The sequence below is a fragment of the Pseudomonas weihenstephanensis genome (genome assembly GCF_016812185.1).
GTDB lineage: Bacteria > Pseudomonadota > Gammaproteobacteria > Pseudomonadales > Pseudomonadaceae > Aquipseudomonas > Aquipseudomonas weihenstephanensis.
Window position 1 is genome coordinate 225,337 of sequence record NZ_JAAEBV010000003.1, and the last position, 23,657, is coordinate 248,993.

A 23,657-nucleotide genomic window follows, 5' to 3' on the forward strand; every position below is an offset into this window, starting at 1 on the left:
CCATCCCTGCCATAAATGGTGGCTGTGCGCCACGAATGGTAAAGTCCGGGCTTAATTTAGGGAGAGATCCAATGAAAGGCTTCGGTACATTTGCCCTGATAGTGGGCATCTGCTGGGTAGTTTTCGCGCTAAGCATGGACGTCTCAGTGTCAACGGGCATGGGAAGAGTTAACAACCTTGGCCTAATGGCAGACCGCCAGGTGCACGCGATTGTGGGCGGGATGATTGCCCTGGCTGGTCTCGTGATGCTGATTTTAGGTGGCAAGGTGTCAGCCTCTGCCCCTTCAGCGCTAGCCGAGATGGATACCCGCCCCTGCCCCCTTTGCGCTGAAACCATCAAGAATGCAGCTATTAAGTGCAAGCACTGCGGGGCAGAGGTTGAACAAGCGACTCGCGTGATCCCTGCTGCGGGCTGGACAGTACGCATACCATGCCGGCCCGGCATGGAGTTTGATGCCACCCAGAAAATCATGGAGGACGAGGGATTGCCCTGCGAAAAACCTGACGGTGCAGTCGTGGTCATCGGCCCATATGAGGAAAAGAGAGAAGCGGTTGCGGTGCTCAGACAAATCAGAGAAAACAACTCCCTTTTTGGAGAGCTCTCATACAAAGGATAAGCCGGTTATAGCAAATAAAGTCCACGTCGAAGCCCGCTCAAAGCGGGCTTTTTTGAGCGCCAAAGAAAAATATGTACTTTTGGTTCTTGTTTTTAGTGAACCATTAGTACATATTTAATCCCAAGCCCAGCAACACAGGCCCAGTAGTGAAAGCCGCGAAGCTCTTTAACAACCAGCGCAACAAACGGAATACCAATAGACCGCATTGCCTCTGCCGGCGACCGGCGATCAGACGGGTCAGATAGCCCGCCCACGACAGGAGAACCCTGTACGGCTGATCGATGGCGAAAAGCCATAACCGAGTGAACGACCCGGCAAGCAATGCGCCCCGCTCAATCCAGCGGCAATGGGGTGGAATTTTTCACTGATGCACCTGGGCAACCGGGTGCATTGGGAAAACAACCGGAGAGACTAAATGAGCAATTCAGTGTTTGAAGCAAGCGATGAGCTCGTGAACGAGGCGGCCACATCGTGCGCGAAGTTGCTGGAAAAGTGGTTCGACGGCGTCGATGAGGCAATCGCAGCGCTCGAAGCTGACCAAGCTGGATTGGCAGACCTTTCGCTACGCAGTTACATCAAGCAACGCCAAGTAATGACGGTTGCGGCGCATATGAACATCCGCGCCTTCAGCCGTGAAGTATTAGAGCAAGTCGCCCGAAGCTTTCACCGGCAGGCCTTCCCAAGAGGGCCTGACGGGAAATCAACCAACAAGGAGTAGGACCATGCTGGTACTCACCCGCCGCGTAGGCGAAATCATCCGCATCAACGACGACATCAGCATTCAGGTGCTGAGCGTTTGCGGGCAGCAAGTGAAGATCGGAATTGTCGCCCCGGCTGATGTTGCGGTTCACCGGGATGAGATTTACCAGCGTATTCAGGCAGAACGCGAACCTAAAAGCGCGGCTTGAGTGGAAAGCATCACTGAAGCCCGTTCGCTGAGCGGGCTTTGGGATGACAACCGAGGATGCGATATGCAAATCAACCAACAAAAAACAGTGCAGGTCGATATTACCGAACTGCATCTGTACATCAAGATCCGCGACGGTTTCTCTGCTGGCCTGAAAGACGCCCAAGGCGAAGAAGTAGGCAGTTATGAAGGCTACGTGCCGGACTTCTTTCCCGGCCAGCATTACGGCGACTACCTGATTATGAACATCGATCTGGAAACAGGCCAGATAACAAACTGGAAGAAGCCGGTAGCCGCCGACATCGAGAAGATGCTCGATCAAGACGAGGAAGAATGATCAGCCAGCGCGAACGACAGCCTGTCGCGGGTCACGGCGCCACAGATTTGCTGATGACGCTTCTATGAGGCCGCATTGGAAATCAACGGGAGTCACAAAATGCTCAACATCAACGAAGACGATCTGAAAACCGCAATCGTAGCCAAGGTATCTGATGAGCTTCTGCGCGACGGCGATGACCTTTCCGGCATGGTCGCTACCGAATTGAAGAAGCGCATCGACAAGATCTTCAACGAGCGTGTGACGGCGCAAATTGAAGCCGCAATCAACGAAACCATCAACGGTTCGTTCGAGCGCGAATATCGCCGCGTTAACACCTGGGGCGAGCCAGAAGGTCCGGCCACGACCATTCGCAAAGAGCTGGAAAGGACCGTGAACGCTTACTGGTCAGCCAAGGTTGAGCCGCGCACCGGCAAGGCCGCAACGAGCGACTACAACACGGTCACCCGAGCCGAATACATCATGACTCAGGTCTGCGCCGAAGACTTCACGAAGGAAATGACCCAGAGCGTACGCAACGTATCGGGCGCCCTGAAAGACGGCCTTCGCATCCAACTGGCCAAACAGATGGACACCATGCTGGACGGCCTGTTTCACATCAAAAGCCTGCAAGACCAAGGGAAGGTTGAAAAGCCGTACTGACCTTTTCACTGATGCCCATCCAAAGCGGTGGGCATTGGGAAAACAACCCAATGGAGTGCTAAGCGATGATTCGAATTGTTGATGAGAGCGTTGACCTGTCTCCATATGACGAAGGGTACGCATCCAGAATTTCTGGATCGGCTCTTGATGAAAGTCTCTGTGACGATTGGGTGGCAGGCTGGTATGACGCCGATAGCAATCTGCGCTACGAAGCAGAGAACCCGATTCCAAACTGAACAACCAGCGTCACGACAGCTTGTCGTTAACTGCCCGATCCCTCGCAAGAGGCTGTATCGGAGTGTGATCTGAATCCTGCCGCCAAGCAGCACAGCTTCCATCCAGCGAGGCCCGGAGGAATGAACTCGGGTCGATGCAGGGATTGGCTCCTGCCGGATCACACCCCGATGCGGACGAAACTGCGGCCTATAACCGCACACCCGCATCACCAACGTCCAGCTGGCTAGGTCGCTTATCGCGACGTCAGCGCTGGAGCCGGACAGCGTAACCGGCACCCTCCCCCCTTTAAACCACAAAGACCGCATTAGCAGATGCCAGGCCAGTCTCGCGGCTGGGCTTGGTCACCCGTGCCTGGCATCTGGCTAATGCGGTTTACGCTTGGAGGCGACCATGAACCCAAGTCACCGCGCTTACTGTGATATAGCGCTTGCAATGCACCAGCGCCGAAACATGTCTGTAGCGATCAGCCTCGGACTGGTCGGCTCCACTTCACCTAAATGTGCCCCACGCTACCGGGTAATCCCTGTCAGCGGCGAGTTCTTCCACATCGTCGACGCCCGTACCAACAAGGTGAAGGGTTTCCGGCGTGACCACAACGCCGCCTGCGCTTATGCATGCAAACTTGAGCAGGAGTAGCTGCCATGCCTGATTTTCTCGATACCGTCGAAGGCCCCGACTGGCTTCACGATGCAATCAACAGCCTGATCTGCGGCGATAACGTCACCGCCCCGCGCCCTTTCGGCAAGTCGGTTGCTCTGGTCACACCGCAATCGCTGTACGAGGCATTAGCGGAACACTTGGGCGCCCAAGAGCAGATCGCCCCACTGCTGACCGACAACCGCGAATACCCGATTGAGCAGATGATTTGCGAAATCGTTGCCGGCGGGCGCCGCGTTCATGGCAAGGCCTTCGATCTGGCCTGTTCTGCTCTCGGCCCACCTAAGGTCAAGCACCACCCAACTGCCTTGCACGATGTTGCAGAGGCCCTGATTCGACCTTGGGCCAACACATACGGCGAAGCTCGCGCCGAAGAGTTGGCGGTAGACGCTGCGGCGGATCGGTTCGAGCAGGGTAAGGCAGATGCCGCGTGACCAACCGCCAACGCCAGCGCCGCTATCTCTTGTGGCGCGGCTCATTCCCTGCGCTCGCCCTCTTCACCTTCCTGATGTTGCTCAGCGCGCTCGCTGATCGAGTTACGGGTTAGCTTTTGGCTTTGTTCGCTACGGCTCTGGACAGCTCAAGAATGGTGTTGGACGCGCTTTGAAAGCTGCCAAGACCAGGATATTGGACCTCATAGATATAGCTGAACCGATCCGTCAAGGCCTTGTGGATTTCCTTAGCGCCGAGTGCGGTTGCCAAGTTGATCATGATTTCTTCCAGAGTTTCCCGCTGGCTGAGTCCTGTATTTTTTATTGTTCCGCTGTAACTGCCTGAACTCGGCTTTGGTGCCGTAATGATCTTTGTTTTACGCACTTCCTGATCCTCCTGATCCGCCTGATCGTCAATTCACAAAATATCCCACATACAACTTAAAACGCACAGCGCCCCGGTAACGGCATGGCGCAAGGAGCACCCATGTCCGCAGAACAACAATTAGCGATCCTGCCAGCTAAAGAAGTAGCCCTGGCAGTATTCAGCGCCCCCAAAGGCCTCGACCCGTACCTACAAAGCGTTCGGGAAGAAATCGACAAGTTCAACGCCTCGGCACCTGACGTTAAAACCAAAAAGGGCCAAGACGCGTATCGCTCGATTGCTTACAGCCTGGCGGGATCAAAAACGAAACTCGACAGCCTGGGCAAAGAACTTGTTGCAGAGCTGAAGGATGTACCGAAGAAGATCGACGCCGAGCGCAAGCGCGTTCGTGAGCTGCTGAGCGCGTGGCAAGAGGAAGTTCGCAAGCCGCTGACTGACTGGGAAGCCGCAGAGCAGGCTCGCAAGGATCGGCACGTCGATGCCGTACAGGCAATTGCGGATTTTGCCCTGGATCTGTCGGACGTCACCGCCGCGGTACTGCTTGAGTCTATCGCCTCGGTTGAGGCGGTGAAGATGGGCGAGCACTGGGAAGAGTTCGAGGCTGAAGCTGCCCGCACCAAGGATCAGGTTCTGGACAAGCTGCGCGCCACCCTCGCCGCCCGCCAGAAATATGAAACCGAACAGGCGGAACTGGTCAGGCTGCGCGCCGAAACAGAAGCGCAGGCCCAGTGCGAGCGTGACGCCCAAATCGCCCGGGAAGCTGAGGAGCGCGCCCGCCGCGAAGCCGAGCAGCGTGCACAGGCAGAACGTGATGCCGCAGCCAGGCGTGAAGCCGAAGCAAAAGCCGCCGCTGATCGCCGGGAGCTGGAATTGAAGCTGGCTGCTGAGCAATCGGAGCGCGCCGCCGCCCAGGCAGCGCGCGAAAAGATCGAGTCGGAGCAGCGCGCCGCGCAACAGAAGATCGACGACGAGCTGCGACATAAGCAAGCGATGGCTCAGGCCGAAGCCGACCGAGTCGCTGCTGAACAGCGTGCAGAACAAGAGCGCATTGACTCGGATCGCCGCCAAGCTGAAGCCGCTGAGCGAGCGAGACTCGCAGAGATCGCTCGGGCAAATGCCGCTGCCGACGAGATCAACCGCCAAGCCGCCGCGCGGGAGGCGGACAAGGCGCACAAAGCAAAGATCAACCGCGCCGCGCTGGACGCATTTATCGCCGGCGGTATGCCCGTGGAATGCGCGAAACAGGCAGTCACCTTGATTGCTCAGCGCAAGATTCCAGCCATCGCCATCACTTACTGAGGTCGTCATGAACGAAATCATCCAAATGCCAACGCGCGAAAGTGCTGGCCTAACCGCTGCAGAGGTGCATCGCTTCTCGGCAGTTGAAATTCGCCAGCGAGTAAACCTGGTACAGGAAGTGATGCAAGGCATCATGAAGCGGGAAACGCACTACGGCACCATCCCAGGCACCCAGAAGCCAACCCTGTACAAGCCGGGTGCAGAGGTGCTCTGTGTGACGTTCCGGGTTGCGCAGGAATACCGAATTGAAGATCTATCCGGCCCAGCCGTAGCACGCTACCGGGTCACTTGTGTTGGTCGTCACCAGATGACCGGCGTCGCCCTCGGCGAAGGCGTAGGCGAATGCTCGTCCAGCGAAGAGAAGTACAAGTGGCGCGGCGTCATCTGCAAAGCGGAATTGGACGCCACTCCGGAGAATCTGCGCCGTAAGAAATACTACAAAAACGGCAATACGGCCGACCAGATCCGCACCGAACCAGCAGACCTGGCCAACACCATCCTCAAAATGGCCTGCAAGCGCGCCATGATCGCAATGACACTCAACGTCACTGCCGCTTCGGACATATTCACGCAGGACATCGAGGACTTGCCTGAAGAGCTAAGACCACTGGAATCCTTTCACCCCAATAGCCAAAAGCCCACCCCCGCCCCGCACAACGCTGAACTGGCGGCACACTGGGTTGCTCAAGCAAACGCAGCAGTAACGCCAGAGGCGCTGACTGAAGTTTGGAAGGCTGGAGTCGCGGCAATCAATGAGGTCAAAGACACAGCTTCGTACGACGCGCTTAAGGCCGCAGTAACTGCCCGTGGCACTGAGTTGAAAACCGCTGCGGTGAAAGCTGATCCAGAACCGGCAGAGGAAGTCTTGCCTGCTGAAGAAGAAGTCGAATTTGAAGAGGTGAACGAATGATCATCGTCAATTGCACTCAAGGCTCAGAAGCCTGGCACCAAGAACGGGCCGGAGTCATTACCGCAAGCATGTTCGGTGATGCTCGCGCCCGACTCAAATCGGGCCCCAATAAAGGCGAGCCGACTGCAAAGGCTCTTGATTACGCCTTCCGTCTCGCAGTTGAGCGTATCGGCGGCAAGCCTCTGGATAACGGTTTTGAAACGTGGCAAATGCGCCGAGGCCACGAACTCGAACCTGAAGCCCGAATGGAGCATGAAATACAAACCGGTTTAATCGTGACTCAAGTTGGATTGGTCAAAACGGACGACGGCGTGTTTGGCGCAAGTGCTGACGGTTTCATTGGTGATGATGGCGGCGCCGAGTACAAGTGCTTCCTCGCCCCCGAAAAACTTCGCTCATTCCACATCGACAACGATGCCAGCGAAATAATGGACCAGGTGCAAGGCTGTATGTGGATCACTGGCCGAAAGTGGTGGCATATCGGGATGTATTGCCCTGACCTGAAAGTGGTCGGACGCCAACTTTGGTGGCAGGAGTTCAAGCGCGACGATGATTATATCGAAAAGCTCGAAGCCGATCTTTGGCAGTTCAAGTTGCTAGTGGACGGCTATGAGGAAAAGTTGCGGAGCAAAGCGGCATGATCGACAACCAAATCCTCGCAAGCACTCAACGCCAAGCTCAACTGGAGGCTGCAAAAGCGGCCTTCTTCAATTCTGGCGGGCAGATAATTCAAGCGCGCAGCTTCGCATTCAAACCAGTATTTCCGACCCGCTCTGACAAGGTTGATCCTGACACCATCCTGAAACGCCGCCGTAAATCACCAACTCTTGCTGAGCGCAAAGTTCTGCGCAAGCTTGCGGAGGCATTATGAGCAAGCGCAAACCGCATAACGTTCGCGTTCGGATGGAGCGATCTTGCCGCTCGCTACTGAACACGAATCACGTCGCTGTAGTGAACATCGACCCCAGCGGGCGCCAGGGCATGATCAATTACAAGTCGCTGAAGAACATCGCACCGGGGAAGATTGGCCAGGCCGTCTGCGGTATCCCCCACCGCTGGAAGATCTACCTGACCGCGCTTTGCATCGACGCCCGCGGCGACCGCTACAGCAAGTCGGTGGAGGTGGCGCCCGATGGCGTTTACCTCTCCGATCACCTGGAGGACGTAATCGAGCATTGCTACAAGAAGCTGCGCGACGAGGCCAATCAAAGTCAGATGGTGGCTTCGGGTTGGATCGCCATCCCAGAAGCGATATCGCTGGATGAGGCGCACGCCGCACGGATCTTCGAAGCCGTCGGCGCCTGGTGCCAGGTGAAGGTCGATTCATGCGCCGCATAGCCCGCATCCAGCAACGCAAACGTCAAACCTGGCTCGCACTGCCTGCCAGCGGAATAGAAGAGGTAGGCCATGGCCAAAACGGTACAGGAGCGGTCGGCCAAGGCTGCGCAGAAGCGGCTGTCGGTCGCCGAGAAGGAATTGCGGCACAAGGTCAGGCCGGGTATCGAGCAGGCGATGGAGCGTATCCGACTGCGAGGCCAGGTGCCGATCATCAGCGAGGTTTTGCAGATCGCCATCATGAAGATGGATTTGATGGCAAACGACGAGCTGATCGAGTTCTTGCGGTATCCGCGCCACGAAATTGTGATTAGCGAAAACGGGGCGCGGGTATTTCACAATCAAAACTTGGTAGAGCTAACCCGCGATCCGGGCCACGAAGATACATCCCCGCAGCTACAGCTCACCAGCCTGTTGTTTGGCATGATTTTTTTTGATGGACGCCCACAGTTTCGAGTTGTCTTCAGAAATTTTATCTAGTTCTCGAACAGAAAAATTCCCTCGCTCAATCAACCTAAAAAGCTCCCCATGGTAGTGCGCAAAAAGCGCAACCGGCGCAACCGGCCCCCCCTTACCGGACGCCTTCGCCTCATCAATCAGGTTTTTGCGGTCCTGTACGGCGAACTCCATGACCATCCTCACTCGCTCTCTTCGGGCTTGGAAGTGGTTCTGGATCCAAACACCTGCAACCGAGCCAAAAGTACCGACAAGTGTGCCTAGCAATCCTGCCACCCAAGCTTCCATTGAACACCTCAAATATCTGTTTTCCGAATAGAGCTTGAAGCTTCACACATCTGTTCGGACCTACTTCTTACCCAGGAAGGTCCATGCATCTTTAAGGGCTCCCACCGCTGCGTCGATACGCTCAGGATCTCCCGGATAGGCATTGTTCTTTATTGATCCTAGAGCGCTATTCAAGATCATGTCAGAACTGATCCCGCCTCTGAGTTCAAGCTCTTTCAGAAGTTGAAACACAACGTGCTCCAACGCAATGATTTTGGCTTCTTGAGACATCTGCCCTCTCCTTGATCCGGCTCCATGCCGGTCACCCGTAATACCTCATATCAACGAATCACGCCAGCCGGCGAGGCAGGCGCACGACTGGAGATAACCCATGAGCACCTTTGCAGTATTTGGAATGACCCTCGATGTCGCCAAGACCGAGGCCCGAAAGAAAACGGCCGGCACCCGGAAGAACCCGAAGGCTCCTGGCGGCGTTGAGCCGATCCCGGAAGCTGAATGGCTGGAGCTGGTCGCCAAGCGCACCGAGAAGATTATGGGGGGGGGTACGGTTCGCCAGCTCTCGCCACTCTTCGACGCGCCGCAGTACGCCGAGCAGTTCATTGAGTTAGCCCGCAAGACCCTGAGGTGCCGAGACATGCAGATCAGGGCGAAGGCCGTGCTGGTGGATGCCAAGGGCAAGCCGATCATCAATCCAAAGACAAAGGTGCCGCGCATAGGGTTTTCGGAGTGGCCGCCCAAGCAGGAAAGTCAGGCGGCTTGATCTCTTACTCGGAGATACCAGACAACCGTTTCCCCTCGGCAACCTTGGCATGGGCTTTGTCGATCTCATGAACTGCGCCGGCCGCACGCTCGTCGCTATTTAAGGACTCACTCGGATATAGGGAGATCAATTCTTTCGCGCGCACCCCGAGAGCTTTCAGATCAAGCCCCTGCTGATCGGCAGCCGCAAGAACACCAATCAGCGCAATCTCCAGCGCACCTTCCCGATTTGTCGCCATCAGTATCTCCTTTCCGGCGAAATGCCGGGCAGAACACAAATAAACCAAATTGAGCAATCACGCCAGCCGGCGAGGATCCCCTATGTCCGCACAACAGAAGAAGCCCCCATTCATCCATGCCCAACCGAGCATGGGCCTGCCATTCCAGAAAGAGCTGGTGGTAGATCTGTTCGCCGGCGGTGGCGGTGCAAGCACCGGTATTGCCCGGGCTTACCGGGAGCCGGACGTGGCTGTGAACCACAACCCGATTGCCTTAGCCGTACACCGCGCCAATCACCCACAGACCGCGCACTACGTCGCTGACGTCTTCGAGGTTGATCCAGTCATGGCCACCGGCGGACAGCCAGTCGGCATCCTGTGGGCTTCGCCTGACTGCCGCCACCACAGCAAAGCGAAGGGCGGTGCACCGCGTGACCGTGGCGTGCGCGGGCTGGCATGGGTTGTTGTCCGCTGGGCGCACGCCACCCGACCTCGCCTGATGTTTCTGGAGAACGTCGAAGAATTTTGCGACTGGGGGCCCATCGACGAGCACGGCCAGCCGATCAAGGCCGAACGTGGCCGCACCTTCAAGTCATTCATTGCAGCGCTCAGCACCGGATTGCCAGCGGATCACCCCGACATGCCGGAAGTTCTGCAATCTATCGGCGATTTCGTGCCAGTGGAAAGCCTGGTCAGGGGGCTCGGCTACAACGTCGAATGGAGGGAGCGGATCGCTGCGAACGCCGGCGCCCCAACCATCCGCAAGCGCCTGTATCTGGTGGCGCGCAGCGACGGTCTACCGATCGTTTGGCCAGAGCCGGTACGACACAAAAAGCCTACAGCGAAACAGCAACCGTGGCGCACAGCCGCCGAGTGCATTGATTGGAGCAACCTGGGCAAGACGATCTTCCGGGATAAACCAATGGCACTGAATACCCGCCGCCGGGTGGCCAAAGGCATGTGGCGCCACGTCATCACCAGTGAGAAGCCATTCATTGTGCCGATGCGCGGGACGTCAGAAGCGCATACCAGCACCCACGGCGTGGATGAATCGGTTTCGACCATCAGCGCCGGCGGTACCCATCACGCGCTGGTGCAGCCCGTGGCGGCGCCGTTCCTAACCGAATGCGCCAACGGATCATCCCAGCGAAACTTCGACGTGCAGGAGGCGCTGCGCACTCAGGTTGCCCAGGTGAAAGGTGGTCATTTCGCGATGGCGGCCTGTCACCTCACCCACCTTACACACCACGGGGAGCGCAGCGGCTACTCGCCGGACGAGTCAGCACGCACGGTCACCGGCGCGAATCGCGGCGAACAGGCCATTGTCTGTGGGCACATGACAGCTTTCGGCCAGAACGCCGTGGGAGGCTCGCCAGATGACCCTGCGCAGACCGTGCTGGCCGGTGCGGCGCGTCACGGGATAGTCGCGGCGAACCTGGTCACGCTACGAAAGGGGTCAGTAGGTGCAGACGTCGACGGGGCGCTGGGTGTAGTCGCCACCAGTACCGGTCACCACGCTGTAGCGGCGGCGTTTTTCGAACAGGCCAACGGCGGTTTCTACAAGGGCGACGGCCGATCCGGTTACCAGCCGGCCTCCACCATCTGCCAGTCGGGAGCCAATCAGCGACTGGCCACTGCATACCTGGTGAAGTACTACGGGTGTGACAAAGGCGGTGTTTCGCTGACAGAGCCGATGCACACGCTGCCGACAAAAGACCGCGTTGCCCTGGTCGAAGTGGTGCAGGTGCCGGATACGTTGACGCCAGAGCAAATGGAAGGCGCCCGCCGCTGCGCCGCCTTCATGCATGAGCATCTGCCTGAGCATTTCAAGGAGCCCGCCGAGATGATCATGCTCGGCGGGTATGTGCTGGTGGATATCACATTGCGCATGCTGCAGCCGCCAGAACTGAAGGCTGCCCAAGGCTTCGACAAAGACTACATCATTGATCGAGGCCTGTTCGTAGATCCCGTGACCGGCGCCGAGCAGTGGCTGCCAATCAACAAGACGAACCAGGTCAGGCTCATTGGCAACAGCGTTTGCCCTGACGAAGCCGAAGCCCTGGTCAGAGCAAACGCCGCCGACATCATCAGGTTGTATAAAAGACTCGCCGCTTAAGTTGAAACATATTAAAAATCATTCCTAAATATAGAATCAAATCCAACGGCTTGGCTTCTTGCCATCTCAAAAAGTTGCTGTAACGGAGCAGATGGCCGACGATAATCCACTACAAGCGTATCATTTTTTACAATTGAAAACCTGATTTCGGAAGTCCAAAACCACTCGTCCTCGTCGCGATAATACTTATACCGTGCTTCGTAGACCGAAACTTGCAAGCCGTTATAGCTTGCACCTATATTCAAAGGAATAAGATCTTCTGTGGCATTCTCTAGAAAATAATGAGGAGGGGTAATACTCCAACTCAAATTACCAATTGACGTCTCACGCACCAACTGCACCAGAAACCTTTCAACATCAGAGTCGAAATTCATATTAACCCCACTTAATATCTTTTACCCGCTGACCAAGCAGCGCAACCAGAGTACTAACATCACCAGACAAGGCCCAAGCGTGTTCCTTTGTAATAGTCGCAACCGGCCTAACAACAAATATCATACTCCGCTGATCTATCAAATCTATTACGCGAAGCACTTGCTTTAGGTCATCCTTTGCAACTTTATACTTCAAGTTCATTAGGACGCCCTTTAGAGTCGATATTGCAGAGTGCGTTTTCGTGTGATCGGCCCCCTGCTCCCACTCCGCTAATGCGGCAAGCAAGTTTTTTGCTTCATCACGTAACTCTTTAATCATGTCCGGCAATCGAATCCTGACCAAAAATTCATGGCGGATTTTTCTAGTCTCAAGCCAAACAACTGCAGTCCAAATTAGACCTACAATCGAGCATATCACCGAAAAATCAACCAACCACTGGGGAAGAAAGCTTTCCATCGCAACTCCAATCCGATGATTGAAAAAACTGTATCAGCGTCAACTTGACGTCCAGAGGCAATCTTCTCATACAACGAACCGCCAGATAAGAATTTCAACGCCCCATCTCCCGTTCAAATTCAGCCGCTATAGCGGTAAGGACGACTCATGTCTCAAGTAAAGGAACGGCCGATCCTGTTCTCGGCGCCGATGGTGCGCGCCATCCTGGAAGGCCGGAAGAGCGTCACGCGGCGGCCGGTGAAAGGCGCGGGACTGAATTGGCTGGAAGACTTCACACCAGATTACGTGGCAGACCCGGCGAACAGCCTCTGCCCCTACGGCAAGCCCGGCGACCGGCTGTGGGTGCGCGAGACATTCATTGATCTGCGCGGTACCGGTGTTGAGCATCGCCCAGACCCGGACGGCCCGCTTCAGCGCTACGCCTACGCTGCAGACTGCCGCCCCGGATCGCACAGCGACGAGGCAAGGAAAGACTTCGGCTTGAAGTACAAGCCCAGCATTCATATGCCACGCGCCGCCTGCCGCATCCTGCTGGAGATCTCCGACGTGCGCGTCGAGCGGTTGCAGGACATCACCGAAGAGCAAGCCAAGACCGAAGGCGTGCGGCTCTACACCGATCATGCCGAACTGGGTGATTGGTGGCACGTCGAGGGGATCGAGACATACAGCGCTGATCCGCGCAAATCGTTCGAACTGCTCTGGTCATCCGTCGGCGGCGACTGGAACGCCAACCCGTGGGTCTGGGTGGTCGAGTTCAAGCGGGTGACGCCATGATCGCCACCCTCTGGTTCGCCTACGTCTTCATCTACAAGGGGCCAAGGCCATGACGCAGACAATGCAGGATCAATTCGAGCAGGCATTCAGCGACGACAATGGCAAGTTACCCGTGGGGTTCATCAAGCTACAGCGCCTGGGCGACAGCTACAGCGTGCCGCGCGTTGCCCGGGCCTGGTACTGGTTCAAACGCTCCCGTGAAACCCTGGTGGTGGACCTGCCGACGGTTGGCCCTTCGCCGGAACCGCCGGACGACGCCATCGACGACAGCTTCCTTGACGCCCATCACGCCAAGATACGCATGCGCAATGGCTGCTTCATGGCAATTAAAGCTGCTGGCATCACAATCGCGGGGGAGTCGAATTAATGAGCGACGTACCTATTGAGCCGCAGGACTACGTGTACGGCGTGAAGGTCGTGCAGATCGAAGACTTGCGTGTTGCCCGGGGTATGACGCGACGGCCGACCAGCTCCTGCCAGCACAAGAAACTGGTGTACGACGAGAAAGAGCGCCGCGTCTGGTGCAGCGATTGCGAATCCGAGGTCGAGCCCTTCGACGCATTCGTTGGCATTGTCGGGGTTTTCAGTGGCGGCATGAATTCCCTGAAGCGGCGGCAGCGTGAATTGGCAGAGGCCGAAACTTTCCAGATACGTAGCCGCGCCGCGAAGGTAATGGACGAGGCCTGGCGCAGCACGAAGATGGCACCGCTCTGCCCCCACTGCATGACTGCGATTCTCCCCGAAGACGTTGCCGGCGGAGTAGCAAGCACATCGAAAGCGCTGGTCATCGCGGCCCGGAAGCGAAAGTCCGAAGCGAAAACCTAACCCCAATCCCCCTACATGCCAGCCGTAGTTCGGCAGGCAAGGATTTTCTATGCCCTCAATTCAAGCTCTCAGCACCAAACAGCTCTGCCTGTTCCTGCTGGTCGTCACGCTTTACCTGATCGCCAGCGTTGCATGGTTCTGCCTGGCTATCCCTCCGCTAACCGAAAACGGCTCTGACGCTCACCTGGTTGGTGCATTCGCCGGTACCGCGCTTTGGATTGTGGCCGGGTATTCGATTGTCATTTATGTGATTGGGACACCAGGAGGCAACCATGGAAACTGAAATTCTTTCTGAAGAAGAGCTGGCCGATCTAACTGGGTACAAACACCGTGGATATCAGCGCCAATGGCTTAAAAGCCGCAATTGGGTCTTTGTCGAAAGTCGCGGTGGTCGCCCGCTCGTTGGCCGGATGTTCGCCCGTATGAAACTGGGAATAATTTCACCAACTTTGGCAACTCAACCGCCGCCACCCACTCCCACATGGACTCCTGACTTTTCCCGAGTAAGTTGAAATGCGCCCTCGCAAAACTGAAAACCAACACCTGCCGCCAAGGATGTACCAACGCACGCGCCTGCGTAAAAACGGCAAAGTGTGGACGGCTTACTATTACCGCGATGCAACGGGCCATGACATTCCGCTAGGGAAGGATATTAATCAGGCGCGCATGAAGTGGGCCGAGTTGGAGTCGAAAGAGAAACCTTTAGACCTGCTTGTTATGAGGGGGATATTTGATCGATACGCCAGAGACATCATTCCAAAGAAGGCGCCAAGAACTCAAAAAGACAATGCCGCGGAACTTCGCCAACTGAGAGCTGTGTTTGATGACGCGCCTATTGATGCAATATCGCCGTCAATGGTCGCTCAATACCGTGACGCCCGATCTGCCAAAACTCGAGCTAATAGAGAGCTTGCGTTGCTATCGCACGTTTTTAACATCGCTCGGGAGTGGGGATTAACTCGACAGGAGAATCCGTGCCTTGGTGTTCGCAAGAACAAAGAGAAGCCCAGGGACTATTACGCCAATGACGACGTATGGCGAGCAGTTTATGGCTGCGCTCCACAAGAAGTTCAGGACGCGATGGACTTGGCCTATCTGACTGGACAGCGCCCGGCTGATGTTTTGGCGATGCGCCGCGACGATATGGTGGGGGATTTTTTGCTGGTACGCCAAGGTAAGACTGGCAAGCGCCTACGCATTCACTTGAACACCAGTGTCGGCCGCAGCAGTCTCGGGCTGTTGCTTGACCAAATCATGCAGCGCAATGCTGCTCACCCCTCACCTTATTTCATTCTCAGCAAAAGCGGTGTACGGGTGTCCTGGCAAATGATGCGCAACCGCTGGGACGCCACCCGCTTGCTTGCCGCTGATAGGGCAAGAGCATCGGGATCAGAGGAGGAAGCAAAGCGGATTATGCAATTTCAATTTCGAGACATCAGGCCAAAGGCCGCGTCGGAAATTGCAGATATTTCGGAGGCGAGCGCACTTCTTGGGCACTCAAAAGAAGGGATTACGGAACGGGTTTACCGGCGTGTTGGAGCCATCGCCAAGCCCACAAAGTGAGTTAGTTATGGAACACCAAGCCCAAAGTAATGGAACACTTCACTTTCCAGCACCCAATAAAAAACCCCGTAGACGGTGATCTACGGGGTTTTCTGTATGGAGGCCGAGGCCGGAATCGAACCGGCGTGGGCGGATTTGCAATCCACAATTTTTTCTGTATAAATCAGAAAGTTATCTTACATTCGATTCCGCAAACACTATTGATCTATTCGCCTACACCTCAGATAAATCAAGGGTTGCGTTTTTGGATGCGGAACTGATTTACACCTTATCACCCGGATGCCAGAGGATAGGGATTCGAACGTTTTCTGCGTGCATTCCGGGCCGCTACAGACCGTGAATGCAGGGTATTTGGTGCACTATCTAAAGCCTATACCGGCCTGATGAGGCCTCACATTTGCCCTAAGATTGCCCTAATTAACGGCCTGTCAAAGTTTGTTATCCGACTGCCTGGACAGCGGTTCATGATCGTCAGAAATCGGCCAAAAGCGGACGTACGTGACGCGAGCCTGGTTGCCCCCTAATCTTTCTTATGAGAAGTTGAGGTGAAGCTAATCCATCAAGGAAGATCATGGAAATTCGATCGACGGAAACAGAAGACTGGATGCTATTAAAGCAAGTCCGACTCGCCGCGCTTTTGGACACGCCAACGGCGTTTGGTGTCAGTTATCAAACTGCCGCCGCATACACTGACGAGCAGTGGAAAGTAAGAGCCTCATCAACCGGAACAGCATTTTGGCTGGCATTCGAGAAAGACAGGCCTGTCGGAATGATTGGTGCCGCAGTCAGTAGCGCGCATCGCTTTAACTTGATCGGAATGTGGGTTGAATCTGCTGCACGGGGCTCTGGCGTGGCAACTCAGTTGGTAGAAGTAGTGAAAGCTCGTGCTACCGCGGAAGGCTTTGATCGTGTTTTTCTCGATGTATCACCCGACAATGCAAGAGCCTCGAACTTCTATCTCAAACAAGGTTATGCTTTCATGGATGAATGGGAGCCGTTAGAAAGTCATCCGCATATTACGGTTCAGACGATGCTCTGGATCGGAAACTGATTCACGAATTCCCTATTAGCCGGATGTCCATTACGGGTCGGTTTCTGCACGACGTCACAGGCAATAATCGACCCTTAGCAGCCATTTGAGTACACACGGTAAAGCTACTGATCCAATGTCTTCGACATGATGATGGTGCGCTCGGACTCGTGAAATACGTCTCGGATTTTTTTAAAGCCAAGTGAAGCATAAAAGCCTTCAGCGGTGATTGAAGAGGGGACGCGCAGCAGGTTGAGTCCTTCGGTTATGGCGATTGATTGAATTTTTGTCATCAGCTGTCTTCCAATGCCCATCCCTTGATAGGCCGGTTCGACAAAAACACTTCGGACAACGTCCTGATCAAGACTGGCTGTTGCGACGATATGACTTTCGAGTGTTGCTACGATTACCTGACGCTGCGTCAACAAACGAAGGATCGCCTGTGGAGAAAAGCTTTGTATCACTTGATTGATGATTTCGGATGAATAGTCCTGAGCATTTGACACGCGGAGGGTGCCAATGATGATCCGACTGATAGCTGGAGCATCCGCATTCATTGCGTTTCGAATTAGGCAATCCATTCAAGCATTTCCTTCCGTTTGATTTCTTGATCGTAGTGAGATACGACCCTACTCGCCAGCATGAAGGGCTGCTTCTGGCCGGTTAGCGACCGTTGCTCTGATTAGCCATCCTTGTCCTTCCCCACGTGGAGGACTTGTCATGAACATCATTGCTACCTGCAGCCGTCAGCCCTGGAACAAAGGAAAACTGGTCGGGCAGAAAACCCCACTCCGACTGAGAGATATCTGGGCCATCCGAGTAAGGCTTCAAATTGCGGAAAGAACCCGAGATCTGGCTCTTTTCGATCTGGCCATCGACAGTAAGCTTCGAGCCTGCGACTTAACCAAGCTCCGCGTGCGCGATGTCGCTCATGGCGAGCACATATCATCACGAGCCATGGTGATGCAGCAGAAAACGCAGCGGCCTGTGCAGTTTGAGATCACTGAGCAAACACGGTCTGCTCTCACGGCCTGGATACATCGGGCCCAACTACGCAGCGAGGACTGCCTGTTTCCTAGCCGGCTGCATACTTCAGACCATCTATCTACTCGTCAATACGCTCGTATCGTCAAAGGCTGGGTGAAAGCCGTGGGCCTTGATCCAGCCATGTATGGCACCCACACAATGCGACGTACGAAGGCATCACTGATATATCGCAGGACGAAGAACCTGCGGGCGGTTCAGTTGCTGCTCGGCCATACGAAGCTGGAGAGCACTGTTCGATACCTGGGGATTGAGGTCGATGATGCCCTAGAGATGGCGGAACAGACTGAGGTTTGACCATGTATAGCGACGGTCGACGTCAGACCGTCGCTAACCGGCCAAAAGCGGACTGTCAATGGCTTTTTAATTGCTAGGACGAAACTCAATTCCCGTTGTAATTTAGAGTGAAAGAGCCGCAACAATCCCGATTGCAGCGTCCTGGATCGTACTGGACTTCTTCTGCGTGATAGACCTTGACATTCTTCAAGAAAAATCTCATCCGGTAGTCCTTTCAAAAATCTTGTGGGTTGACTCCATAAAATCGCGAAATATCTTCCGTGGTAGCACGCGGAGCATCATAATTTTGAGCAGATCTGATAGCCTCGACGACAAAAGGGCTGGATGTGACAAGAAGCTGGTGCGTGCAAATGACCGCTAGTGTATGGATTGATGTGCTTTACCATAATTTATGGTTGAAAATTATTCTGTAGAGCGTAGTAATGCTCAACGGTAAAACCTCACACTTGGTACTCGACATGGATTGCAAAATTGGTTGGCTACACCTCTCGGATTTACACTTTCATTCTAAAACTAAATGGGCGGATAGCGAAGTATTACAGGGCATAATTGTTGACTTGAAAGAGCTTAAGCAAAAAGGTCGGCATGTAGATTTGATATTTTGCACAGGTGATATCGGCTTTGGCGAAACTAGCAAACAACCACTAGCAGATCAATATGCAGACGCAAACTCTTTTTTTGAGTTGGTACTTGATATTTTCAATCTCCCCAAAGATAGACTATTTCTCGTTCCCGGTAATCATGATATTGACCGAAATAAGGTTGCCGAATCCCTTACGGAGTATTTCCGTAGTCCGAATCGTAATCCGGTGCAGATCAACCAACAACTACAAGAGCAAAAAACAAATTCAGATACTCATAGAGCAATGGAGCGCCTCGATCAGTATCGAGAGTTCATACATCACAACTATCCACACATAGAGCTTGACGCCAATCGTGCTTTCGGTGCTCTGATAGAAATTAATGGTATTGCCATCGCCATTTACGGTCTCAACTCGGCATGGAGCTGCGCTGATGACAAGGATAAAGGCCAGCTTTGGCTTGGTGGTGAGACTCAGTTGCATGCAAGTAAAAAAGCTATTGAGTTATTGGTCCCTGGATACAAACCAGATTTGCGAATAGGTCTTATCCATCATCCTCAAAATTGGCTGAATGACGTCGAAAGCCAGCAATTACGTGGCCACTTGCAGAATCAACTTGATTTTCTCTTGCACGGGCATGCTCATGATCAATGGGTCAACTCTTCTCAACATCCTATGCACACTGTAATCGCTGCTGGCGCTGCTACCGCTGAAAGCCAAGCGGAATTTGGATACAACCTTGTACAACTTGGTGCTGGGAAAGCCGAGATTCATCTTAGACATTACGATATTAGAGGGCGCGGATGGGTTGGTCAGAACATAGCACATAGAGCACCTGATGGTGTTTGGAATATTCCTCCGCTGGATGTATTTTCAAATAAAGAGCCCATCACTCTGGAGATGCCCAAGACGTGTCCAGCAATCAAAACTCAGGAGATAGAGGCAGCTCATAATAATCGTAAAAATTTTGGGCTTACGGCTTCCTTGAACAAGAGTACTGCTCAGTTGCAGCAAGTCCGGTTACTTGCAGTGTATGGCTTGGCTGGCGCTGGGAAGTCTGTATTGATCGACGAGCTGCACCGATTACCTACTTGGGTTAATTCAAAATTGGTTACGGTTACGGTGAGGGAGGACTCTGGACTTGCAGATTTATATGGTCAAATTGCTCCATATTTAGGAAATCATGAAGAGCGGCCAAAATTCCCCAGCAATAGAACCAAGAAAGAGCTTGTCGAAAAGCTTAAACTAATGGTATCGAATACAGTCCCGGTCTTTCTTCATATTCAACGCGGGCACTATCTTTTTCGGCAAGGGAAATGGCGGGACCCAGAGATCGGAAAGTTTCTCGAAGCGCTAACTTTGGCTCACAAAGGCTGCGTTATTATCCTGGAGACCCGAGAGAAATCAGCGGAGCCGGATCTTTCTCATTTTGAAGTTACGGGCCTGCCGGAAACAGCATTGATCGAGTATTTAGCTGCTCCTCCCGGTTTAGCCGCTGGCTGGACCCTCAGTCGAGATAGGCGTCGCTATTTGTTCCAGCGCTTAGGGGGTGGACACGGGAATGGGGCTCACGCATATGGGCTATTTCTTTTAGTGCAACTAGCTGCTGCAAAAGGAGTAGAGCCAGACAAAGTTCTCAGTGAGTTTTCCACGGACTATAACGAAGAGCTTTATAATAAGTTATTTCAAGATCTATATCAGAATGTTTTGGGAGAGCACGAGCGCGCTCTACTATTCATATGCTCTTTGTATCGTAATGGCATACACTTTAGCCATTTTAGCCATCTCGAGTCATACACGTCGGAGTTTGCGTTCAGTGGGCTTTTGCGTCGTAGTTTGCTAATAGAGAATAACGACTGGTTCTATTTGCACGACCTCGCGTCGGAACAAGCTCGAAAACTGTCGACTGATAAAGAGCATACAAAGGCATTGCATCAGCTTATTTCTGGTTTTTGGTTTGATCAACTGCAAGGCCAGAAAATAGTCGTCGAGGCTAATATCCGTCGCGCGATCGAGGCCATCTACCACTTGGAGCAGGGAGGCCAGGGAGAGCGGATCGTGGAAATTGCTCCCAGCCTCCTAGGTGCTCAACCGGAGGCGACATACGCGGCTCTTTGGAGAATCGAAGCGCGGCTTTATTCTAGTAAGGAATATTATAAAGTTGTTTCGGTACTAGAGTTTTTACTGAAAATTTTTCCTAACGATCACATGGCCATGCGATTTCTCGGAGAGTGCAGGAAAAAAATATTTGGTGAGAATGACCAAGTGGCTCTTAGTTTATTTCGACAGGCGGTTAGTCTTGACTCTGGTTTCCCTAGTTACTGGAATAGCTATGGTCATTCGGCGACAGCTACCCAAGAACGTGAAATAATTACGTCATTTTTAAATGAGGTGAAGGATGCGCCAGCTAGGGTGCGTGATGATGAACACCTTCTTTCCATAATGGGTATTGCTTTAGAAGCTATTGAGCGTGGTGAAGAGGCCTTTGCTTTACGAAGAGATAAAATCTTGAGAGGCAGTCGAAATCCTGTGATATTCAGCGACCAAGCAAAGTGGCTGATGAATAATGAAAAAGATGCTCAAGGAGCACTGGATTTGTTAGATATTATTCGTTCGACTGGTGAGGGTAACGAGTATACTGAGGCCATCTATGCCACGGCACTCGAAGCAATCGGTGAAGGTGAAAAAGCATCCATCCTGCGACAAGAAAGAATTATGGCCGGAACCAATAATCCTGCGATCTATAACGACCAAGCGAAGTGGCTACTCGATACTAAAGCTGATCCGCATGCTGCCTTAACGATACTCAACCAAGCTAAAAGGGTTGGACTCGATGACGTCTGGATGAGGATTCTCCGAGTTCGTGCAATGGGCTCACTTAATCAAATCACCAGCGACGATTCCCTATAGCAACAATTACATGGGACGAAAGCGGCGGATGACTAGCCCGCCGCTGAATTCAGGTATCCGTCTGCTTTGGGTCTTCTTGCCCTCTCACTAAGGGCTGCTATTGGCCGATAGCAGCCCTTCGTTACGGACTGCTGTCGGTTTCAAACCTACCAACCTAAAACAACCCTCCCAAAGCTTCCGGTTCCCAATTCATCACTATCATCTCCCCCGTCACCTCAGCCTTCCCCTGCCGCTGATTCGTGGTCGTGTAGCGAATCTCGGTCGTCTCAAAGTGAAAGCCTTCAAACACCCGCCGAATATCCGGGTGGTCGTTGATGCTGACCATTACCCTCCCTTTGCAGCGCCGCATAAAATCAGCCATGCGCTCGTAGTTTTCAAACGGGAAGTCGACGCCGTAGCCAGCGGTCTGCCAGTAAGGCGGGCCCATGTAGTGGAAGGTGTGCGGCCGGTCGTAGCGTTCAGCGCATTCAAGCCAGGGCAAGTTTTCAATGTAGGTGCCTGACAAACGCTGCCAGGCTGCAGACAGGTTTTCTTCAATGCGTAGCAGGTTGATTGCAGGAGCTGTTGTTGCGGTACCGAAGCTCTGACCTGAGACCTTGCCTCCGAAGGCATGGTGTTGCAGGTAGAAGAATCGGGCGGCGCGCTGGATGTCGGTCAGGGTCTCCGGGCGGGTCATTTTCTGCCACTCGAATATCTGACGTGAGCTGAGAGCCCACTTGAATTGACGCACGAATTCTTCCAAGTGGTTCTGCACCACGCGGTACAGGGTGACCAGGTCGCCGTTGATGTCGTTTAGCACTTCGACTGGAGCAGGCTGTGGCCGCAGGAAGTAGAGCGCACCGCCGCCGGCAAAGACTTCGACATAGCATTCGTGGGGTGGGAACAGGGGGATAAGGCGGTCGGCGAGGCGGCGTTTGCCGCCCATCCAAGGAATGATAGGTGAGGACATTGTTTGCAAGACCTTTACTGTATGGATAGACAGGTGCTAGGCTCGCTCCGCTTTGTGCACGAAGCAGGAGCCTTGACTGGGCTTGCAAGACAGATCTGCGGGTTTGGTGGCCGGGCTGGATGTTGACGCATCCAGCCCGGCCGCTCCTTTTATTTCGTGCGTGAGACTTCTTTGACGTAGGCCTGACAGGCCTGCAGCGCGATCAGTCCTTGGTCGCCGTCGCCGGTGATTCCGATAACTCGTTGAGCATGCGCTCGGTCAAGTTGGGCTCTCGCAGTTCCATGAACCACGCTGCCGGGGCTGGTGGTGGCTTGCATTCCGTGACGATCATGTGTCGCGGGGATGTCGAGTAGGACTGACAGCCGCAGGTCAGCAGTAGCAAGGCGATCACGCAGGCGGGTTTGAGTGGTTTTGGCATCAGTCAGGGCTCGGTAGTGGGATTGGTCACTGGCAGCCAGCCATTGCTCCAGGGCGAGGCGCTTGCCCTGCTCCGCGATGATTAGCGCTGAGTTGGCATTGGCCAGATGGGTCAGGGTTGTTTGGTGGGCGGCTTCTTGCTTAGCGAGTTTCTTGTCGTAGGCGTTGGCTTGCCACACCCATGCCGTCCAGGCGCTGCCAAACATGAGACCGAGCATCACCAGCAATGCCCCGCCCCACTTCAGCGCATCGAGCTTCACGCCAACACCTTCAACGCCCGGGCGTACAGCGCTTGGCGATCTGCTGCGCCGTTTTGGCCACCGTTGATGCGTTGCGTGATCTTGTCGAACTGACCCGCATCGGCCAAGGTGTTGAGTCCCCTGCTCGCCCAGAACCATGCCGCTGACATGCAGGCGTGTTGCGGCTTTTCCAGCAGCTCGGGTTGGTTGATAAGGTCAAGGGCCAGCGCTTCGCCACATATGATGTAGTTGGCGCGGCCGGTGATCTGGATCAGCCCACGGCCGCGATACTTCTGGCCGTCGCCGTCCGCCTCAGGCGTGTTGCCCAAGCGCTTGGCGAGTGAGCCGGTGTCGTATTTGCTCAGGTACTGATCGCTGCCCAATTCGCGCACGTAGCGAAACTGGCCGGACTCGTGACCGATCTGGGCGATGAAGGCGGCGACGCGTTTTGTGCCGACGATCTGGAAGCGGACCATTGCGGTGTTTAGCGCAGGAACAAAAACGCCGGCTGTTTGGCCGGCGTTGGGGAGGATCTGCTGGAGTTGTTGCTGGGTTATCGACATAGGCTTGCCCTAACGTTAACGCCCGCTCATGGCCGGCTTG

The 23,657-nt window shown here is 54.3% G+C and carries 33 protein-coding genes; 24 read left to right on the forward strand and 9 right to left on the reverse strand.

The genetic code is table 11. The annotated features are described in order from the left end of the window. Window positions 1-71: 71 nt before the first annotated feature. The 7 genes from GYN01_RS11755 (at window position 72) to GYN01_RS11785 (ending at window position 3,831) form a co-directional block, all read left to right on the forward strand. Entirely contained in the window at window positions 72-617 is a 546-nt protein-coding gene (locus GYN01_RS11755) for a hypothetical protein (RefSeq protein WP_203307141.1), read from the forward strand. 415 nt (window positions 618-1,032) lie between these two features. Next, on the forward strand, window positions 1,033-1,335 hold the full coding sequence (locus GYN01_RS11760) for a hypothetical protein (RefSeq protein WP_203307142.1): 303 nt from the start codon (window positions 1,033-1,035) through the stop codon (window positions 1,333-1,335). Between the two features lie 4 nt (window positions 1,336-1,339). Beyond that, a complete protein-coding gene (gene csrA / locus GYN01_RS11765; protein ID WP_203307143.1) occupies window positions 1,340-1,525 on the forward strand; it encodes a carbon storage regulator CsrA in 186 nt (61 codons plus the stop codon). Between the two features lie 63 nt (window positions 1,526-1,588). Further along, window positions 1,589-1,861 (forward strand): hypothetical protein, encoded by a 273-nt coding sequence (locus tag GYN01_RS11770; protein WP_203307144.1) that lies wholly within the window; start codon window positions 1,589-1,591, stop codon window positions 1,859-1,861. Between the two features lie 99 nt (window positions 1,862-1,960). Further along, entirely contained in the window at window positions 1,961-2,503 is a 543-nt protein-coding gene (locus GYN01_RS11775) for a hypothetical protein (protein ID WP_203307145.1), read from the forward strand. A gap of 65 nt (window positions 2,504-2,568) precedes the next feature. Continuing rightward, on the forward strand, window positions 2,569-2,739 hold the full coding sequence (locus GYN01_RS11780) for a hypothetical protein (protein WP_203307146.1): 171 nt from the start codon (window positions 2,569-2,571) through the stop codon (window positions 2,737-2,739). Between the two features lie 642 nt (window positions 2,740-3,381). Beyond that, window positions 3,382-3,831, forward strand: coding sequence for a hypothetical protein (locus GYN01_RS11785; protein ID WP_203307147.1), 450 nt, complete (start codon window positions 3,382-3,384; stop codon window positions 3,829-3,831). 109 nt (window positions 3,832-3,940) lie between these two features. Here GYN01_RS11785 and GYN01_RS11790 read toward each other — a convergent pair whose 3' ends face one another. Next, on the reverse strand, window positions 3,941-4,213 hold the full coding sequence (locus tag GYN01_RS11790) for a hypothetical protein (protein ID WP_203307148.1): 273 nt from the start codon (window positions 4,211-4,213) through the stop codon (window positions 3,941-3,943). Between the two features lie 102 nt (window positions 4,214-4,315). Between GYN01_RS11790 and GYN01_RS11795 the strand changes: the two genes are divergently transcribed. The 6 genes from GYN01_RS11795 (at window position 4,316) to GYN01_RS11820 (ending at window position 8,237) form a co-directional block, all read left to right on the forward strand. Continuing rightward, entirely contained in the window at window positions 4,316-5,512 is a 1,197-nt protein-coding gene (locus GYN01_RS11795) for a coiled-coil domain-containing protein (RefSeq protein WP_203307149.1), read from the forward strand. 7 nt (window positions 5,513-5,519) lie between these two features. Next, window positions 5,520-6,422, forward strand: coding sequence for a hypothetical protein (locus GYN01_RS11800; protein WP_203307150.1), 903 nt, complete (start codon window positions 5,520-5,522; stop codon window positions 6,420-6,422). Beyond that, complete coding sequence (locus GYN01_RS11805; RefSeq protein ID WP_047280544.1) at window positions 6,419-7,063, forward strand: lambda exonuclease family protein; 645 nt, start codon at window positions 6,419-6,421, stop codon at window positions 7,061-7,063. The genes GYN01_RS11800 and GYN01_RS11805 overlap by 4 nt, the downstream gene beginning before the upstream one ends. Beyond that, window positions 7,060-7,293: a hypothetical protein gene (locus GYN01_RS11810; RefSeq protein ID WP_203307151.1), complete on the forward strand. Its 234-nt coding sequence runs from the start codon at window positions 7,060-7,062 to the stop codon at window positions 7,291-7,293. The genes GYN01_RS11805 and GYN01_RS11810 overlap by 4 nt, the downstream gene beginning before the upstream one ends. Further along, a complete protein-coding gene (locus GYN01_RS11815) occupies window positions 7,290-7,760 on the forward strand; it encodes a hypothetical protein (RefSeq protein WP_203307152.1) in 471 nt (156 codons plus the stop codon). The genes GYN01_RS11810 and GYN01_RS11815 overlap by 4 nt, the downstream gene beginning before the upstream one ends. 69 nt (window positions 7,761-7,829) lie before the next feature. After that, on the forward strand, window positions 7,830-8,237 hold the full coding sequence (locus tag GYN01_RS11820; RefSeq protein WP_238936229.1) for a hypothetical protein: 408 nt from the start codon (window positions 7,830-7,832) through the stop codon (window positions 8,235-8,237). Window positions 8,238-8,561: 324 nt separating this feature from the next. Here GYN01_RS11820 and GYN01_RS11825 read toward each other — a convergent pair whose 3' ends face one another. Continuing rightward, a complete protein-coding gene (locus GYN01_RS11825; RefSeq protein ID WP_203307153.1) occupies window positions 8,562-8,771 on the reverse strand; it encodes a hypothetical protein in 210 nt (69 codons plus the stop codon). A 100-nt stretch (window positions 8,772-8,871) separates the two neighbouring features. Between GYN01_RS11825 and GYN01_RS11830 the strand changes: the two genes are divergently transcribed. Further along, window positions 8,872-9,261: a hypothetical protein gene (locus GYN01_RS11830; protein ID WP_203307154.1), complete on the forward strand. Its 390-nt coding sequence runs from the start codon at window positions 8,872-8,874 to the stop codon at window positions 9,259-9,261. Between the two features lie 4 nt (window positions 9,262-9,265). Here the strand turns inward: GYN01_RS11830 and GYN01_RS11835 are convergent, their stop codons facing one another. Next, the gene (locus GYN01_RS11835; protein WP_203307155.1) at window positions 9,266-9,499 is read right to left on the reverse strand and encodes a hypothetical protein; all 234 of its coding nucleotides are present in this window, start codon (window positions 9,497-9,499) and stop codon (window positions 9,266-9,268) included. Window positions 9,500-9,581: 82 nt separating this feature from the next. Between GYN01_RS11835 and GYN01_RS11840 the strand changes: the two genes are divergently transcribed. Then, window positions 9,582-11,594, forward strand: a complete 2,013-nt coding sequence (locus GYN01_RS11840; protein WP_203307156.1) for a DNA cytosine methyltransferase — start codon at window positions 9,582-9,584, stop codon at window positions 11,592-11,594. A gap of 11 nt (window positions 11,595-11,605) precedes the next feature. On the opposite strand, the gene GYN01_RS11845 is transcribed toward GYN01_RS11840, so the two are convergent. Both GYN01_RS11845 and GYN01_RS11850 read right to left on the reverse strand, forming a co-directional pair. Beyond that, window positions 11,606-11,968 carry a hypothetical protein gene (locus tag GYN01_RS11845; RefSeq protein ID WP_203307157.1) on the reverse strand — a complete coding sequence of 121 codons (363 nt, stop codon included), beginning with the start codon at window positions 11,966-11,968 and terminating at the stop codon, window positions 11,606-11,608. A gap of 1 nt (window position 11,969) precedes the next feature. Next, window positions 11,970-12,425, reverse strand: a complete 456-nt coding sequence (locus GYN01_RS11850; RefSeq protein WP_203307158.1) for a hypothetical protein — start codon at window positions 12,423-12,425, stop codon at window positions 11,970-11,972. Window positions 12,426-12,572: 147 nt separating this feature from the next. Between GYN01_RS11850 and GYN01_RS11855 the strand changes: the two genes are divergently transcribed. The 7 genes from GYN01_RS11855 (at window position 12,573) to GYN01_RS11885 (ending at window position 16,638) form a co-directional block, all read left to right on the forward strand. Next, entirely contained in the window at window positions 12,573-13,199 is a 627-nt protein-coding gene (locus GYN01_RS11855; RefSeq protein ID WP_203307159.1) for a hypothetical protein, read from the forward strand. A 49-nt stretch (window positions 13,200-13,248) separates the two neighbouring features. Beyond that, a complete protein-coding gene (locus tag GYN01_RS11860) occupies window positions 13,249-13,566 on the forward strand; it encodes a phiTE_015 family protein (RefSeq protein WP_203307160.1) in 318 nt (105 codons plus the stop codon). Next, entirely contained in the window at window positions 13,566-14,024 is a 459-nt protein-coding gene (locus GYN01_RS11865; protein WP_201124392.1) for a hypothetical protein, read from the forward strand. Before GYN01_RS11860 ends, GYN01_RS11865 begins: the two co-directional genes overlap by 1 nt. Before the next feature lie 49 nt (window positions 14,025-14,073). Continuing rightward, a complete protein-coding gene (locus GYN01_RS11870; RefSeq protein ID WP_203307161.1) occupies window positions 14,074-14,307 on the forward strand; it encodes a hypothetical protein in 234 nt (77 codons plus the stop codon). Beyond that, a complete protein-coding gene (locus tag GYN01_RS11875; protein WP_203307162.1) occupies window positions 14,297-14,536 on the forward strand; it encodes a DUF4224 domain-containing protein in 240 nt (79 codons plus the stop codon). Before GYN01_RS11870 ends, GYN01_RS11875 begins: the two co-directional genes overlap by 11 nt. 1 nt (window position 14,537) lies before the next feature. Continuing rightward, window positions 14,538-15,587, forward strand: a complete 1,050-nt coding sequence (locus GYN01_RS11880; RefSeq protein WP_203307163.1) for a tyrosine-type recombinase/integrase — start codon at window positions 14,538-14,540, stop codon at window positions 15,585-15,587. Between the two features lie 571 nt (window positions 15,588-16,158). Then, window positions 16,159-16,638 (forward strand): GNAT family N-acetyltransferase, encoded by a 480-nt coding sequence (locus GYN01_RS11885; RefSeq protein WP_203307164.1) that lies wholly within the window; start codon window positions 16,159-16,161, stop codon window positions 16,636-16,638. 104 nt (window positions 16,639-16,742) lie between these two features. Here the strand turns inward: GYN01_RS11885 and GYN01_RS11890 are convergent, their stop codons facing one another. Beyond that, window positions 16,743-17,198 (reverse strand): GNAT family N-acetyltransferase, encoded by a 456-nt coding sequence (locus tag GYN01_RS11890; protein WP_203307165.1) that lies wholly within the window; start codon window positions 17,196-17,198, stop codon window positions 16,743-16,745. A 139-nt stretch (window positions 17,199-17,337) separates the two neighbouring features. Here GYN01_RS11890 and GYN01_RS11895 point away from each other — a divergent pair, with 139 nt between their 5' ends. Both GYN01_RS11895 and GYN01_RS11900 read left to right on the forward strand, forming a co-directional pair. Beyond that, a complete protein-coding gene (locus GYN01_RS11895; protein WP_203307166.1) occupies window positions 17,338-17,958 on the forward strand; it encodes a tyrosine-type recombinase/integrase in 621 nt (206 codons plus the stop codon). 422 nt (window positions 17,959-18,380) lie between these two features. Next, window positions 18,381-21,449: a metallophosphoesterase gene (locus GYN01_RS11900; protein WP_203307167.1), complete on the forward strand. Its 3,069-nt coding sequence runs from the start codon at window positions 18,381-18,383 to the stop codon at window positions 21,447-21,449. Between the two features lie 154 nt (window positions 21,450-21,603). On the opposite strand, the gene GYN01_RS11905 is transcribed toward GYN01_RS11900, so the two are convergent. The 3 genes from GYN01_RS11905 to GYN01_RS11915 form a co-directional block, all read right to left on the reverse strand. Then, window positions 21,604-22,398 (reverse strand): DNA adenine methylase, encoded by a 795-nt coding sequence (locus GYN01_RS11905; RefSeq protein ID WP_203307168.1) that lies wholly within the window; start codon window positions 22,396-22,398, stop codon window positions 21,604-21,606. A gap of 149 nt (window positions 22,399-22,547) precedes the next feature. Continuing rightward, window positions 22,548-23,075, reverse strand: coding sequence for a lysis system spanin subunit (locus GYN01_RS11910; protein WP_338053158.1), 528 nt, complete (start codon window positions 23,073-23,075; stop codon window positions 22,548-22,550). After that, entirely contained in the window at window positions 23,072-23,617 is a 546-nt protein-coding gene (locus tag GYN01_RS11915; RefSeq protein ID WP_203307169.1) for a glycoside hydrolase family 19 protein, read from the reverse strand. The genes GYN01_RS11910 and GYN01_RS11915 overlap by 4 nt, the downstream gene beginning before the upstream one ends. Window positions 23,618-23,657: the final 40 nt, after the last annotated feature.